The 16124-nt window shown below is 54.7% G+C and carries 9 protein-coding genes; 6 read left to right on the top strand and 3 right to left on the bottom strand.

Features of this window, described 5'->3' with window-relative positions; all coding sequences use genetic code 11:
* Positions 1–22: 22 nt before the first annotated feature.
* Positions 23–1501: a proton-conducting transporter transmembrane domain-containing protein gene (locus tag FF011L_RS25235; protein ID WP_145354693.1), complete on the top strand. Its 1479-nt coding sequence runs from the start codon at positions 23–25 to the stop codon at positions 1499–1501.
* Between the two features lie 113 nt (positions 1502–1614).
* Here the strand turns inward: FF011L_RS25235 and FF011L_RS25240 are convergent, their stop codons facing one another.
* Both FF011L_RS25240 and infA read right to left on the bottom strand, forming a co-directional pair.
* Entirely contained in the window at positions 1615–2925 is a 1311-nt protein-coding gene (locus FF011L_RS25240; protein WP_145354694.1) for a DUF819 family protein, read from the bottom strand.
* Positions 2926–2934: 9 nt separating this feature from the next.
* Complete coding sequence (infA, locus tag FF011L_RS25245) at positions 2935–3156, bottom strand: translation initiation factor IF-1 (RefSeq protein ID WP_145354695.1); 222 nt, start codon at positions 3154–3156, stop codon at positions 2935–2937.
* Positions 3157–3647: 491 nt separating this feature from the next.
* On the opposite strand from infA, the gene FF011L_RS25250 reads away from it, so the two are divergent.
* Genes FF011L_RS25250 through FF011L_RS25265 form a run of 4 tightly spaced genes read left to right on the top strand, consistent with a single transcriptional unit; the run spans position 3648 to position 9782 of the window.
* Entirely contained in the window at positions 3648–5327 is a 1680-nt protein-coding gene (locus FF011L_RS25250) for a TolC family protein (RefSeq protein WP_218932883.1), read from the top strand.
* Positions 5328–5337: 10 nt separating this feature from the next.
* The gene (locus FF011L_RS25255) at positions 5338–6213 is read left to right on the top strand and encodes an efflux RND transporter periplasmic adaptor subunit (RefSeq protein WP_145354697.1); all 876 of its coding nucleotides are present in this window, start codon (positions 5338–5340) and stop codon (positions 6211–6213) included.
* Positions 6214–6220: 7 nt separating this feature from the next.
* The gene (locus FF011L_RS25260) at positions 6221–7528 is read left to right on the top strand and encodes an efflux RND transporter periplasmic adaptor subunit (protein WP_145354698.1); all 1308 of its coding nucleotides are present in this window, start codon (positions 6221–6223) and stop codon (positions 7526–7528) included.
* Positions 7529–7541: 13 nt separating this feature from the next.
* Entirely contained in the window at positions 7542–9782 is a 2241-nt protein-coding gene (locus tag FF011L_RS25265; protein WP_218932884.1) for a site-2 protease family protein, read from the top strand.
* Here FF011L_RS25265 and FF011L_RS25270 read toward each other — a convergent pair.
* A complete protein-coding gene (locus FF011L_RS25270; RefSeq protein WP_145354700.1) occupies positions 9772–14943 on the bottom strand; it encodes a cadherin domain-containing protein in 5172 nt (1723 codons plus the stop codon). The two genes, FF011L_RS25265 and FF011L_RS25270, sit on opposite strands and share 11 nt — an antisense overlap.
* A gap of 207 nt (positions 14944–15150) precedes the next feature.
* Between FF011L_RS25270 and FF011L_RS25275 the strand changes: the two genes are divergently transcribed.
* Positions 15151–16110, top strand: coding sequence for an exonuclease domain-containing protein (locus FF011L_RS25275; protein WP_145354701.1), 960 nt, complete (start codon positions 15151–15153; stop codon positions 16108–16110).
* Positions 16111–16124: the final 14 nt, after the last annotated feature.

Below are 16124 nucleotides of genomic sequence, written 5' to 3' on the forward strand. Positions count from 1 at the left end.
CCCGACCCTCTCGCCGTACTTCATGCCCGAACTACATTTTCCCTGGATCGAAGTTTCCATACTGCTGCCTATGTTCGGGGCGATTTGGCTATACATCCAGCGTCGAAACCCCAACAACCTGACCCACGCGATCGTCATCTGCGGTCTGACGTTGCTACTGACGGTTGGTGAACTGATCGATTTTTTGATCATCGGATCCTTTGAAGCGCACGACCATTGGTTTTCACTGGAGTGGTTGTTCCATCGCGATCTTTTTGTTGTCGATGAACTGAGCGCGTTCCAGCTTCCTCTGTCAGCGCTGATTTTTCTTGTCACGATCCTTTCGACATTAAAAACAAAAGCCGCTCGTTTCTCACTGCCGCTGACACTTATTTCCGAATCATTGTTGCTGGCGACGTTCAGCTGCCGAGCCTCCTGGCCACTGATTGTTCTCCTGATCCTTTCGACGATTCCACCGTGGTTGGAACTGCGGCAAAGAGGCCGTTGCACGCGAATCTACACGCTTCACATGGCGGCATTTTCGATTCTATTGCTGGTCGGTTGGGGGTGGTTAACCCAAGTCGATCAAACCTCGTCCGCCGCCTTAATCCCCGGGGCACTTTTAACGGGCGCCGCGTTGATTCGGAGCGGCATCTTTCCGCTCCACCTATGGATTCCCGACCTATTTGATAAAGCTGCCTTTGGAACATCGATCCTCTACACAACCCCTTTGGTCGGTGCCTATGCAGTGATGCGATTGGTGTTGCCCTATGCACCAACCTGGGCATTGCAGACGATTGCCATTCTGTCTCTCTTTACCGCCCTGTACGCCGGGGGAATGGCCTTGGTCCAAAGCGAAGCACGACGCATGTTCTGCTTTCTTTTCCTCAGCCAAGCATCCTTGGTACTGATCGGATTAGAACTGGTGACTCCGATCGGCCTTACCGGCGCGCTGTGCGTATGGTTATCGGTTGGCCTATCGATGACAGGTTTCGGGATCACCCTCCGGTCGATTGAATCGCGAATCAATCGCATCTCGCTAACACAGTTCCATGGCCTCCAGCGGCAAATGCCGATGCTGGCTGGCTTTTTCTTGTTAACCGGACTGGCCGCAATCGGGTTTCCTGCAACGGTCGGTTTCATCGGCATGGAATTACTGATCGAGGGAGCCATCGAAGTCTACCCACTTGTTGGCACCTTGGTCGTGATCGCTGCCGCCCTGAATGGGATCGCTGTTCTACTAGCCTACTTCCGCATTTTCACCGGCCGATCCGTCCTAACGCGAGTCCCAATGCATGCCCGCATGAGTGAACGAATCGCCGTGCTGGTGCTCACCCTTCTGATCCTCGGCGGAGGCTTATACCCACAACCTGGAACCGCCACGCGATACCATGCCGGTAAGGCGATCAGCGACCAGCGGCAGAAGAATCCGCTCACCGTCGGTCCTGTCATGCATCACGATGAAGAGGATGACCACGACGATGAAACAGATGATGAAGTCGCACGCGACGCGAATGATTGAACCGGAGCCATCACCTTTCTTAGCGGCAGGGCGCGAGCCCTCCGGCCAGCAGTTTTGAACAGCAAGCGTACTGACCGGACGCCCCGCGCCGTTCCGCCAAGTGATGGTCTTGATCAGACCGCCGCTGCTGCGGCTTGCATCAACATTGCACAAAGCCAAGCACAGTAGGTGCCGAGGGCGTATCCGACGACCGCCAGCAGGACTCCGACAGGTGCTAAGGATGGATGGAAAGCTCCCGCGACTACCGGGGCACTTGCTGCACCTCCGATATTTGCCTTACTGCCGACAGCCAAAAAGAAGTAGGGTGCCCGAATCAGTCGGGCGACGATCACCAACAGCAACACATGGAAGGCCATCCAGACGCCTCCGACAACAAACAGTCTAGGATTGTAGAACAAGGCACTGATATCCATATTCAGGCCGATGGTGGCGACCAAGATAAAAATGAACAACGTGCCAATCTTGGAGGCTCCCGCCGATTCATACTCACGCAGTCGCGTGAAAGAAAACAGAACTCCAAAAGTTGTCGACAGGACAATCAACCAGAAGAATTCCGAATTCAAACTTAGTTTCTGCAAGCCTGGGTAATGCTCTCCGATCCAGGGGGCCAAAATATCGGCCGCTGCATGGCAGACGCCAACGGTGGCGAAAGCGATCCCTGACACGACCATCAAATCGGTTGTCGTTGGAATCCGCGAGAAGCTTTCCTCACGCAGCTTCATCTTTTCTTTTAGGCGTGTAATGGCCGAGGTGTCGGCATGCAGCCATTTGTCGATTTTTTCGCTCTGCCCAACGCCAAGCAGCAGAAAAAACATCCAGATTTCAGCGATGATCACGTCGACAGCGACCATCACACTGAACAGCTCAGGCGAGGGCTTAAAGATGGTCTGCATTGCGACCTGGTTGGCGCCCCCACCAATCCAGCTACCCGCCACGGTAGACAGACCTCGCCAGACCGCCGAGGAACCGTCGCCGCCGACCAATTCAGGCCAGACAGATCCGACCAATAGGATCGCAATAGGCCCCCCCAGGACGACCCCAACCGTTCCGGTGAGGAACATAATCAGAGCACGAGGTCCCAGACGCAGGATTTCTCGCAAATCGATGCTCATCGTCAGCAGCACGAGGCAAGCTGGTAGCAGATAACGCGAAGCGACCTGATAAAGATTGGATTCTGCCGGGTCAACAATACCAAATAGAGTCAACAGCGCCGGCAAAAAATAGCACATCAGCAGCATCGGAATGAACTTGTAAAACAAGCGAAAACCGGACCACTGGCTGTTGGAGCTCCAGAAAACGAACCCCAGGATGGCCATCAACATGCCAAACACGACCGCATCGTTGCGGATCAACGGAGCTGATTCAGTCAGACTTGATTCCAGCGTTGGTGCCGCAGCTAAGAGGCGCAGAGGGGCGCATAACATGAGAGAGATTTATCGTTCGCGATAGACGATCCGTCCTTTTGTCAAATCGTACGGAGATAGCTCCACGCGGACTTTGTCCCCAGGAACAATACGAATAAAGTGCTTACGCATTCGACCAGCGACGTGGGCAAGGACTTCGTTTCCAGTTTCCAATTGGACTCGGAATCGAGTATTTGCCAGGGCCTGGGTGACCGTGCCGTCCACTTCAAATGCCTCTTCTTTTTTGCTCAAAACGCTACCTTTTCTCTTAATGCTATGAAGGCGATGCCGCCAAACAGGCAGCCTAATACTTTCGCCATCATACGTAATAAGCACGTTTTATACCACTTCCAGCGGAGCGGTCTAGCGAAGCGCCCTAAATCATCGGTTTTTCTAGGGATGCGGACAGCCGTGAAAAGCAATCGCGGAACGTTCAGCCAAGCGAAAACCGGGGACCCTGGCAAGCTGCACGGATTGCAGAAGCAATAGCTTTCCTAGGGTTTTTGCAACGCAAGCCGGTTATTTCAGGGCAAGCGAAGCCAAAGGCCGCTCAGCGGAGAGCACGAACAGCCGATTAAAGATCCCGGTGGGCCCCACTTTCCTCTATTGAAATTCTAACAACGATGCGGTGGCCATTTTGCCATTTTACGATCTTCGTTTTTCTGTTTTGCCTCCACGGGCCAACACGATTTGCTGACGCTGCGCCCCCTTCGTCGATCCTTCAGCCAGTGCCTCCCCCCACGATGGCTACCCCGAAACGTCTAAGCACGTTGGGATCGCCGCAGCGTCTACCGCCGATCCATCCCCTGGAACGCTCAGCCCCTCCCTCTTTGGCGTTTCCCGAAGAAATCCCGCCACCAATCGCGGATCGCATCCGCATCGTCCAAAGCGGTCACCAAGACCCTCTTCATTGGTGGGACGCCTTGGTTCGGGATCCATTGCTGCCTGAATCCCGCTGGGTGAAATTTAATCTGCAGACACTGCTAGCCGATGCGCTGGCGAATTCGCCGCGAATCGAATCGGTCAACCAACAAAACCAGGTCGCCCTCGAGGGCATCCTAGACCAAGAAGCGACTTTCGATTCTCGGTTGCTGTTGGACAACCGCTATGGACGCACAAGCGATCCCGTGGGGAACTCCTTGGTAACCGGTGGGCCGCCTCGACTGCGTGAAGAGGACTGGGGGACGAACCTTGGGATTCGCAAACAAACCAGACTGGGCGGTGAGTTTGAATTTCGCCAAGAACTGGGGCTGCTGAATAGCAACAGCTTGTTCTTTATTCCTCCCAATCAGGGCAATTCGCGGCTAACCGTCAGCCTTAGTCAGCCGATCCTGGCGGGCGGCGGCCAATTGTATGCCGAACGCCTGATCTTAGAAGCTCGCCTGAATTCCCAGGCAACCGACCAGGAAGCGATTCAAGAAATCCAATCGACCCTCGCCGAACTGATGCTTTCGTACTGGAACTTGTACGAGCGGCGCAGCCAGTTGATCCAACAAAACGATCTACTTCAACGTGGGATCCATCTAGAACAGATCGTCCAGGGCCGTCGAGACTTAGACACCGGACCGATCGAACATCTGCGAATCAAAGAGCAACTGACGATTCGGAAAACCCGCATCCTGCGCACCCGCACCGACCTAGAAAATCAACAGACACGGATTACGGCCCTGATTGGATCCCAGAACCTGCGGCACGATTTGATCAATGAAATGATCCCTTTGGGAAATCCGCAGACCTCGTTTGAAAAAACGGATCTGCGACAGGCCGTCCTGACCGGCTTGCACCATCGTCCTGAACTTGCAATTGCAGCGGCGGAACTAGAAACCAAAGGCCTGCAGCTTCAGATCAGCCGAAATCAACTGCTCCCCCAATTAAACGCTCTTGTCGAAGCCTACGTGGCAGGCTTAAACGGACGAAGCGACGTCGCGGGTTCGTTTGCGGATCAATTCAGCGAAGGGGAGCCTGGCTTTTCGGCTGCTCTTGAATTTGAAATGCCGGTCGGGCGACGGTCCGCCCATGCGAAGAACCGTGCAGCGATGGCCAGTTACCAAAAGCAATTAGCGGAGGTCCGCAAAACGGTTCTGGTGATTCGTTCCGATACCGAAATCGCTGTACGCGAAATGAACGTCACCCAACAGGTGATTGCCTATCGCCAAGCGACCCTTTTGGCAGCCCTTGCCGAAGAACAATATTTGACACGTCGCTGGGAACTGCTGGGCGGCGACGGATCGTCCGCTGGCCTGATCATCGAAGACTTGCTTGAAGCCCAAAACAGGCGGACGGCCGCCGAGGAACTACTGGTCACCGCCCAAGTCGAATACCTCCGCGCAGTCATTCGGCTGCACCTTGCGATGGGGACGCTGCTCGTTGAACAACCACTCTCAACGCGTCCGGTTCCTCCGCCCCTTTCCATTGCTCAATAAGGATCCAGTCATGCCCTGTATTTCCAGGTCCATTTCGATATTGCTGCCGATGGTCCTCATGTGCGGCCACGTACTCGGACAAGGAGACAGCCCGCAGTTCGACGGACTACTGGAACCGCTCCATGATATTGAACTAGCGGCAAGCGAAGTTGGGGTTGTCGCGTATGTTGGCGTCAAGATTGGCGATCGAGTTCGCGAAGGCCAGGTTATCGCAAGACTGAACGATGAATCGCAACGTCTAAGTGTCGCCATCGCCAAGCAATCGGCTGCAACGCGCGGTGCGATATTGGCAGCGGAAGCGGAGTACAACTTGCACCTCAACCGCACCGAACAAATGCGTCAATTAAGGCAAGAGGACTACATTCGTCCCGACGAACTGAAGCGTGCGGAAGCTGACCTGGAAATCGCCGCCAACCGCTGGCTTCAAGCCAAAGAAGAAGCGAGCCTTCGCCAGGAAGAACTAAAACGCGCCGAGAACCAACTTCGCCGACAAACCATCATCGCACCGATCGATGGAGTCATCGCAAAAACATACCGGCAACCAGGTGAGTACGTATCCCCTGGAGACCCCGTGATTGCACGTCTGATTTCAACGGACCAACTAATCGCGGTAGTGAACGTCCCAACGCGTTATCTCTCATTGGCCAAAACCGGCAATCAAGCCACGGTGTTTACCACAACCCCGCGACAATCGATCACCGGCACCATCCTGACGGTCTCTCCGATGATCGACGGAGAAAGCGGCACGATCCAGGTCCGCGTTAGTCTGAACCTGAAATCGAGCTCATGCCTGGCGGGCGATCGCTGCACGGTCGCCTTCAGCCAGGCGAAAGCCGAACTCCAGATCGGACGTTCGAACGCCCCTTCAAACTCGCGTCGCCAATAAGCGTTCCATGACGATCGAAATCGAATCGCATCCGCAATCCGCCTTAGCGCCCACCACTGCGCCACCCTTCGTTGGCGAACAGGCTTGGCTGGAATTGTTTGCACAGCTTGCGGAGCAACCGAATCGCATCGCCGCGTTGCAAACCTTGACGGTTGCACTGCAAAACTTTTATCCGCACAGCCAACTACGGATTGCCCGCGGAGGGGACCGACTAAAAGAGATCTTCGACGCACGACTTGGGCGTCTTGGAGTCGAAAGTTCGTTGCATCACGAACTCTCGGAACACTGGCAACCAATCATCGATGCCGACAAGGCGTGTTTCGCGATCGACCAGCATCGATTTGTATTGGCTCCGGAAACGTCCGGACTGACACGAATCGTATTCTGGATCCCCCCTTCGGCCACCTGGGACAGACAGCGGGATGAATCGCTACATCGTGTTGCCGCTTCACTGGCAACCGTGCTGGCGAGCCGTCCGGCGATTGCCGTCGGGACGCTGGGTGGAATTTTCAGTGGCAAACGACAGTCCTTTGCAGCTTGGGCAATCGGCGCGATCCTGTTGCTACTGGCAATGCTTCCCGTCTCCTACCGCGTCCGCTGCAAAGCCACTTTAGAACCGGTCCAGCCGCGAATCGTTTCAGGCCCCTTTGAGGCAACGCTTCTTGACTGCCACGTCCAACCTGGGGATACCGTTTCCAAGGGTCAAGTTTTACTGACGCTAGACGGTCGGCGACTGCAGACTGAAATCGAAGCGTTGACGGCGGAGCAAAGCCAAGATTCCAAAGAAGAATCGGTCGCGTTGGCAAAAGGTCAAATCGCAGAATCCCAACTTGCTGCGTTGCGAAGCCAACAACTGCAGCAACGTATCAATCTACTGAAAGAGCGACTCGATCGAATCCTTGTCCGCAGCCCAATGGACGGGGTCGTGATCAGCGGAGACATGCGGCGGTCGATCGGGTCTCCAATCGACACTGGGCAACCTCTATTAGAAATTGCACCGCTCGAGCAGATGAGGATTGAACTTGCGATCCCCGAGGCGGACGTGCTGTACGTTGCCAGCGGTGCGGAAGCCTCCGTACGATTCCATTCCCTCCCACGGACCAAATGGACAGGGCATCTAGAATCGATCACTCCCAGCGCCGAAATCCGCGACAACAACAATGTCTTTGTGGGCAACTGGACCATCGCCAACGAAGCGGACCGACTGCGACCAGGCATGCAGGGATATGCCGTCGTCTATGGCCCGCGGCGTCCCTGGGCCTGGAAACCGATCCGACAAAGCTGCGAAACCATCTTCCGTGCGATCGGTTGGTAGGAGCCCCATTCCCATGACCAACGCTGATTCGGATTCGGATCCCAAAACTGCATCGACGCAGGGACCTCTACCTGGTCCCGCGGCACTGGCACGCCTGCACCCGGCGCTCCACTTTCGAAAGCAGACCACCGGGGGACAGATTTCTTATGTCTGCCACGATCCACGACGCAGCAAATATTTTCATTTCGGGGCCATTGAATATGAAGTTGCGATTCAATTGGATGGCAAAAAAAGCCCTCACCAAATCTCGGCGAACTTGCAGGATTCCGGAATCGACTGGACCGACGAAGAGGTCGTGAACCTGATCGCCTCGCTGGTCCGTTCTCAATTAGCAGAAGTCACCACGGAACCGTCCTCCCCTGCGGCAAAAGTCGTGGCTGCCTCCGAGGGATCGTCCTCCAAGGGAATGCCGGCCCCATCGACTGCCGAAAAACGCCCAAGGTCGGTGCAGGCAATTGGGATACTTTCACTGCTGGTCAGTCAACGGATCCCGCTGTTCGTAGCCGATCCGCTGGCGACTCGTTTAACGCGTTCCCTGCATGGCCTCTTCTCGGTCTGGGGCGTTCTCGCATGGAGCCTTTTGATCGGTAGCGGAGCTTGGTGTGCCCTATCCAACCGAAATGAATTCCGCGGGGAATTAGGGCAGCTATTTTCCACCGACGCCTGGCCACTGCTGATCGTTATTTGGGTCGTCGCAAAAGCGATTCATGAAATGGGACATGCACTCGCGGCAAAACGCCAAGGAGTCACGATCGGAAAGGCGGGCATCATGTTTTTCATGCTGGCTCCGCTTGCCTATGTGGATGTCACCAACGCGTGGCAGCTACGCCGTCGCTGGGCTCGCGTCCAAATTGCGTTGGCAGGAGTCTACTGCGAACTGGCAATCGCCGCGATCGCGATCTGGGTCTGGCACTACTCCAGCGATGTCATGCTCCGCCACATCGCAGTCCAAGTCGTGATGATCACCGGCCCGGCAACCCTTTTTGTCAACGCTAACCCACTCCTCCGACTGGACGGCTATTACGCGTTGGCGGACATCCTACAAATCCCGAACCTGCGGATGCATGGACGGCGTCACCTCTCGGGACTTTGCCAGCAGTGGTTGCTTGGACGCCCGATGGAACCGAGCCTGTTAACTGGCTGGCGAAGACCTACCGCATTGCTCCATGCGTTCGCGTCGGTCCTTTTTCAGATCGTTTGGATGGGTGGACTGTTGTGGGGAATCAGCCAATGGGGCGGGATCTTAGGGATGCTGATGGGGATTGCAGCGTTCGCACTTTGGGTGGCGATTCCCCTTTGGCGATGGACGGTTTCGCTGCACCGATTGCCCGCTTGGCCAGCCTATCGATTCCGCCTGGGGCTATTAGCGGTGATCGTCTGTGTGGGCGTTGGATTGGTCGCGACCTTTCCGTCACCACTCGGCCGGCGGATCCCCGTCGTGGTCCGATATGCCGACGAACAACTTGGCCGTGCGGCCTCCGATTCGTTTATCGAAATGGTTGCGGTTTCGACAGGGCAATGCGTTCAGCAAGATCAGATCCTCGTTCGGCTAAGCGATCCGGAATTACAAACGCGACATGACGAAATCGTTCTTGAAATCGAAGCGACAAAAATCAAGAAACGGATTCTCACCAACCAAGGCAAACAAGGCCTAGCGACCGCCGAAGAAGAACACCTACTTGCCTTAGACAGTGAACGGTCCGAACTAAAACGCCAACTGGAATCGCTGACCCTGCGGGCCACTCGACCAGGGATTGTGATTTCTGCGGACCTTGCCAAACGCCAAGGTACGTTCGTTCAGCAGGGAGAGATCGTGGTCCGGGTTGCCGATGAATCGACGAAAGAACTGTTGGCCGCGATCGACGAAACGGACCTGCAAGCGTACCGTGCTGCCGCCCGAATTCAGCACCCGCTGCCAGTCCGATTCCGAGGCGGTCAAAAAACCGAGGTCATTCCAGGGGCTCCACGACCACGTGGCGGATTGGCCGTTCCTCACGTCGCCTTAATCGCAGGTAACGGAGGTCCGCTGGCGACCGCCCCTCTTCAAGAATCTCGTCAAGCCGATGAACCGTCTAATGATTCCCTGCAACTAGCGACGCCACACACCGAAAGCATCTCTCGATTGTCCGCTGCCGAATCGGCCCGTTTGCGTGCTGGTCAACAGGGGATGCTGACCATCGGCGACAGCCGCTCGTTGGTCGAGCGACTGTTTTCGCACCTTGCCCTTTCCTATAGGCCCTTCGCTACAAACTAGACACTTCATCAAGGTAAAGCAGGACGGCTTCGTCTTCAAGATCGCCGGTGCGTCCAACGTCAATATCCTGAGGAACGGCCGCTTCCCCCATCCCACCCTGCCGTGAGAGCTGCCCCAGCCTATTAATAATGTCCAAGGCATCCGTTGGCGAAACAAAGTTATCGCCGTTCACGTCTACAAAGCCGTAAAAATCATCGGTCGCCTGCAGGCTTCGACTGCCAAAACGATTCAGGTAATTGATCACCGCCAAGGCATCCGAAGCAACGACAATCTGATTGTTGTCCACATCGAAACGGTCGCGTCCATTCTGGAAAGCGAACTCATTTGGCAACACTTCAATGGTAAACACATGCACGGCACTCGCTTTAGGATTCCCTTGATCGCTGGCCTGCAAAGCAACCGCGTGGAAACCGATATGCCGCGCCTCTGCGACGCCTGACAGGATGCCGGTTACCGGGTCAAACGACAACCAATCGGCCAAGGGACCATCGGCACCAATCATGGTCAGGACCGGTGTCTGTCCTGCATCAGGATCAACAGCAATCCCGGGTTCGAAGGTCAAACTTAAAGGATAACCATGCTTAACTCTGACGCTGTCGTTCAGCACAACAGCGTCCAGCAAATCACCCCTGAAGACTGGAGCTTCGTTGCCATCGACGATTTGAATCAGCAAAGTTCGCACGGCAGCCAGACCGCTTGAATCGCTGACCGTCACCTCAAGACTATATTCTTGCAGCTCTTCAAAATTAAACGATGCAGCATCTGCGACCGTTAGGGCTCCGGAAACCGAATCGATCTCCAGCAGCGACGCAGCCGTTCCGCCGGAAATTTCAAACGCAATCGAGTCCCCGTCATCCGGATCTGAAGCCTGAACCAAACCGACAAAGGCTCCTGGCTTTAAGGTTTCGAGCAGTTGGAACTGATTCGATTCGATCAGAGGGTATTCGGGGGCGTTCTGTAACTGAACGGGGATGTCTCGAACCAAACTGGCTGGCGGTGATCCGTTATCGGAAACCTCAACCGTCAAAACCTTGTTTGGATACTTTTCAAAATCAAGATCCGCTCCGCTGGCCACGGTCAGCAGTCCAGTCACCGGATCGACATCGAAATCGTACTGAGCCGATCCGCCCAGGATTTTGTACCGCACCTCCTGGCCCGATTCGGGGTCGATCGCAGCCAATTCGGCAACCACCGATCCAGCTGCGACGTTTTCAACAACATCAAGGTTAAGCGGTGGCAAAACCGGAGGCTCATTGATGTTCGTTACATCGATTTGAATCGTTCGAGAATCACTTAGGGACGGGGAACCGGAATCGCTGACCAGCACATCCACCGTATAAGTAGGTGACGTTTCATAATCGAGTGGTTCAGATCCCAGCGAAATCATTCCGGATAGACGATCGATCACAAACGCATTCTGGCCTGTCCCCCCCACGATCCGGAAGAAGTGATTCTGGCCTGCATCGACATCCGAAATGGCAACCTTGCCAACGGCCCCTCTAGCGGGAACCGCTTCGCTAACGATCAGCGATTCGGTCAGAATACTAGGCGACTCATTGGAATCTCGTACGACCACGGGGATTTCGGCCAGCCGTTTGGTTGCGGGATTCCCTTGATCAACCACCTCGACCAACAAGGTCAAACGTGGCCGCGTTTCAAAGTCCAAGCTGGAATTATCGATCAACCTGACCATCCCGGTTTGGGAATCGATCGAAAACGTCCCATCATCATTTAAGAGGCTCAGGCTAGCTTCGCCAGCAAGGCCTGAATCGACGTCAAAAAACTCAATTCGCCCGATCACGGATCCTTCGTTTGCTTTCTCGCTAACGCTTAACGCTCGGTTGACGATTGTGGGCTGATCATTGATATCCTTCAAATCAATCGTGACCGTACCGCTGGCAATCTCCCCCAGTGGATCCACCGCTTCAACAGCAAGAACGACCGTTGGGCTCTGCTCGAAATCGAGGTCTTGCGGTCGCCGAACCGTCAACCGGCCGGTACTGGAATCGATCGCCACCGCGTCGGCCCCGGAGCCTCCAGCGATCCGATACTGCAAAGTTTGCTCCAGATCGGGATCGATTGCAAAGACCGATCCAATCACGCTTCCCGCCCGTTCATGTTCATCTAGCAAGAAGCGAAAGGCTCCCATTTCCGGTGTCGAATTATCGTACATTCCGAAGTTGAATTCGAAATTCTCGAAACGTTCAATCTGAGCCTCACGTGCGGCCCCACCGATCTCGAACCCGGCCTGTCCCGCACTGATTTGATAATCATCGGTCGCCAACATTGGCAAGCGATACTTACCATCGGCGTCGGTCACCGCAATCGCTTCACGCTGCTCGTATTGTAAATCCGTGATATAGGCGTCGTAGGTAAAACCATCGTAATAGGTTTCAAAATAAGCGATGTCGTCGTTAAACGTCGCCACCGAAATCGTTTGCTGAGCGCCCAAAGCCAAGTTGGCCGTGGATGCGATTTGCAACAGCTGGCCATTTGCATCATAAGCCTCCAGCCAGCCCACGGCGGTGCGGTTCCGATCTCCGCCGATGAAGGTCACCGAAGCGGAATTCACGGGCCGAAAGAAATCCGCTCGAATCCGGTAACCGGAAAAGACGGGAGTCATCGAACCTAAATCCGAAACCGTTGAGAAGACGTTTTGGAAACGATTAAATTGAAAGTCCGTGTCAACCGTCAGCGTTCGGTTGATCGAATTACCGGAGGAGGAAAGCACTCGGAACGTGGCAACCGAACTAACACTATCGAGCGGGATACCGGGCACATAGTTACTCGCCGAAATCCTCTCCGTCACGACGTCACGGATCCCATTTCCATTCGTGTCCGCAAGCACCACCACCCCTTCGAGTGGCGTTTCTCCTGAATCTCTTTCCCCGTTGCGATCCGTGTCCGCGTAGACCTCACCATAGACTCCGCCAATAAAATTGTAGTCTCCCACGTGGTCTAGCTGACGGCGTGTAAAAGCAGGAGTCGTAATCGGCGAATAGGTGTAATCATCAAGCTCCCAACCGGCGCCGATGTAATTTTCGTAGCCAACGGAACCTCCCACCCAGTCTTCCGCAGTCCCTCCGACAGAACCACCGATCCGCGCCATGTATTCAATCCGGTCGCCCAGAATCTGAACCGCGTTTGGCGGTGCAGTGAAATTAAAAGCAGGTGAACCGCCGTTGTCGACAAACACGACGGGACTGTAAACACGATCCGCCAGGGAAACCGTGCTGCCCCAAACCCTGGCGACTGAATCGTGAATGGACCAGTCGGCCCCCACGCCATCAATAACGCCCCGGTTACCCGTATCAATATCTTCATTCAGCTCTGGTTTGGAATCAGAATGCACCACCATGTAGGTTTGCGCATCAATCGAAAAATAGTGAATCGCGTTGCGGGATTCCGTGGTTTCAAAACGATTGTCAGGGAGACCTGAGAATCCTTCCGCCGTACTTTGCAGAACGGTTGCTTCAACATTAGGGATCACCGCAGTTACATCGGGCAACAAAACCAAGAATCCATTGCTACCAAACCGAAGCCCTGACAAATCGATCACGGTTTCAATACTGCCAGCCCAGTAACTGTTTCCATCGACGGCCACAAAATAGGTCCCGTCCGGCACCAAGGAATCGGGCTCCCCACGCAGCTCCAAATATTGCTCCGCGGTCCCCACCGTATCAAAACTAGACTGAAGAAAGACCTCACTGATGTAGATCTCAGACGCGTCAAACGTCTCATACACAATATTTACAGGAACATCGACCGGGGTCAAATTCCGCCAAGCCAACCCCGAAAAATCACCATTCACAGCAAGCTGCACCTGCGCCGTTTGAGTCGACAACGAATCGTCCCTCAAACGAACTTTGACTTCCTGTGGCGTCTGCCAGTTCTCAGCATTGAACGCCAATCGATTTCGATCCGCCGCCACACCCGCCAACGAACTTGACACATCGATCACCACATTCCCAAGTGGCATCCGATCAAGAACCACGCTAAACGAATCCTCGCGGGAACTACGTCGAAGATCGGTCGAACCATCGGTTGCGATCACCGACACTCCAACCGGCCCTAAGTCCAAACCAAAATCGACCTCTTTGCGATCTTCGTTCTGCCCCAACGTGACACGCTGCGCAACCGGTCCGCTTGCTGCATAAAACAAACTTGTGGGATGGACCGATTCACTCACCACCAGCCCCGGCTCCACGGCGCCCGTGATCGGATTGACTTTCAACCACTGCTGACCGCTTGCATCCCCATCCGACGCCATCACCAGATCCGTACCGTCAAACGTCAAAGAGCCCGTCTGCACGGGCTCTGCCGCGGGAGCCAGCAGACTTCCGGTGCCATCCAAACCAAACCGAAAGAATTGGCCAGCGCTATTGCTATAGCCAACAATCTGTTGCGTCCCCGGTTCGAACGTTAGATCGGCGACATCCCCCAGATCGTCCACCCCAACTCCGATCGCGGTACCGACTCCTGTCGCTTGATCGATCTGGATCAAGTAATGTCGATCCGGGTCGACGGAATCCTTGCCAACGGAATAGAGATTTTCAGTCGCCGAATCGTACGCCAACCCATCTACAATATCGAATCCGATGTCGCCGACCTTATCAAACGCTCCGGTCGACGAATCGATTTGATAAAGCCCGTCTCCCGTACCGTCGGTTCCCAGCAATTGGCCGTCGTTGGCTCGGACAAGCCCTGTCAAAAGCGGATTCTGTGCATCAACGATCCGTGGTATCGCAGTTCGGAACAGATCGCCCTCAGAATTGACTTCGAACAACTGGACCGTCCCATCCTCCTTTGCATCTAGGCCGAAGAATCCGGCCGGATACGATTGTTTGAATCCTGAATCTTGACGGATCGCGTAGGTTCCCGCGTCCAGGTTATTGAAGGCATAACGCCCATAGGCGTCGGTCAGATTGACGGGCTCGCCATTCTGACGGCTCCCGCTGTTATTCAGGTCAACATAGACGGTCTGATTAGCGAAAAATCCTTCCCCTGAATCGATCACACCATTGGGAATATCGTCTGCCCATAACTGCCCACTAACCGATGCCAGTAACCGGCGAGATTCAAGCGTTTCAAACAGGTGACGACGACGGGCAGAAGATCGGTGGGCGGACAAACGTCCAGCACGAATAGAAGAGCGACTCATCAGATAACCACGCAACTCAAGGAGAAGGATGACACAATCAAAACAATCGATACAACCGTTAGCACAGTGGGCCCTCGATAATAGACCACCGATTTCGAAAACGCGAGCGATTTACGCTAAACTAGAAATTCAGACAGCAAACACTGGTTCTTTTTTTAAAAGCACCTATACATCCGCACAGAACGACAATCGCACAGAAACACGTCCATGGACTTTACTGCAATCGATTTTGAAACCGCCAACCAGCGCCCCGACAGTGCTTGTCAATTGGCAGCGGTGGTTGTTCGAAATGGTTTGATTACCGCGAAACATTGCTGGCTGATCCGGCCTCGTCCTTTGTCCTTCAGCCCATTTAACATCCGAATCCATGGAATCGCACCGGAGCAGGTCGCTAACGAACCCGACTTCGCTGGCCATTGGCCCGACATCGCAAAAGTCCTGAACGACACTTGCTTGGTCGCCCACAATGCTCCGTTTGATATCAAGGTTTTAAACGCCTGCTTACAGACACACCAAATCGATTCGCCAGTGTTTTCGTTTACTTGCACCCGATTAATCGCAAAACGGACTTGGCCCGCTTGGGGCCGCTACGGATTAAAACCAATCTCGGAGCGTCTAGACATCCATTTCCGACACCATGATGCACTGGAGGATTCGATAGCCTGTGCGAAGGTGCTGTTGGCCGCTGCCCAGCAACGCCAAGTCACGACGATGGAAACGCTAGAGGATTCGCTCTGTATCGAACGAGGCGAATCAGGCCCAGCAGGCTACCGTGGCGCCTGCCAACGGAAGAAGCGTCGCACCCAAAGATCGGCAAAGCCCCCGACTCGGCAAAACGCACCGCTCCCCAGCCCTCCAAGTGCCGCTCCATCGCTTGATTTTCATCGCTTATTGCTTCGCGCCGAAATGCTACGGACGCTCACGGGCAAGCAGGTCCATATCCGGGGCCCTTTCCAAATCCTCCAAGCGGAGCAGATCTGTACACTAATTGAGCGATTGGGTGGACTTTTATCAACGAAAGCAAGCAATCTGAGTGAAGTTGCCACGGCTCCCGACGACACGGACGTTCAAATTGTGGGACAAAATGGTCCCGCCGACGGCGATCCATCGGGGCCGCCAATTACCTGGACCGAAGAGCAGTTTCTACAAACTTTAGTAGGCCGGTAGCGCAGATTTGGCGC

This window comes from Roseimaritima multifibrata (assembly GCF_007741495.1).
Classification (GTDB): domain Bacteria; phylum Planctomycetota; class Planctomycetia; order Pirellulales; family Pirellulaceae; genus Roseimaritima; species Roseimaritima multifibrata.

What these genes read in the sequence shown, in the direction of transcription:
- FF011L_RS25260 (WP_145354698.1), top strand. Translation starts at nt 6,221, where the DNA reads ATGACGATCGAAATCGAATCGCATCCGCAATCCGCCTTAGCGCCCACC.
- FF011L_RS25255 (WP_145354697.1), top strand. Translation starts at nt 5,338, where the DNA reads ATGCCCTGTATTTCCAGGTCCATTTCGATATTGCTGCCGATGGTCCTC.
- FF011L_RS25240 (WP_145354694.1), bottom strand. Translation starts at nt 2,925, where the DNA reads ATGTTATGCGCCCCTCTGCGCCTCTTAGCTGCGGCACCAACGCTGGAA.
- FF011L_RS25265 (WP_218932884.1), top strand. Translation starts at nt 7,542, where the DNA reads ATGACCAACGCTGATTCGGATTCGGATCCCAAAACTGCATCGACGCAG.
- FF011L_RS25235 (WP_145354693.1), top strand. Translation starts at nt 23, where the DNA reads ATGCCCGAACTACATTTTCCCTGGATCGAAGTTTCCATACTGCTGCCT.
- FF011L_RS25270 (WP_145354700.1), bottom strand. Translation starts at nt 14,943, where the DNA reads ATGAGTCGCTCTTCTATTCGTGCTGGACGTTTGTCCGCCCACCGATCT.
- FF011L_RS25275 (WP_145354701.1), top strand. Translation starts at nt 15,151, where the DNA reads ATGGACTTTACTGCAATCGATTTTGAAACCGCCAACCAGCGCCCCGAC.
- FF011L_RS25250 (WP_218932883.1), top strand. Translation starts at nt 3,648, where the DNA reads ATGGCTACCCCGAAACGTCTAAGCACGTTGGGATCGCCGCAGCGTCTA.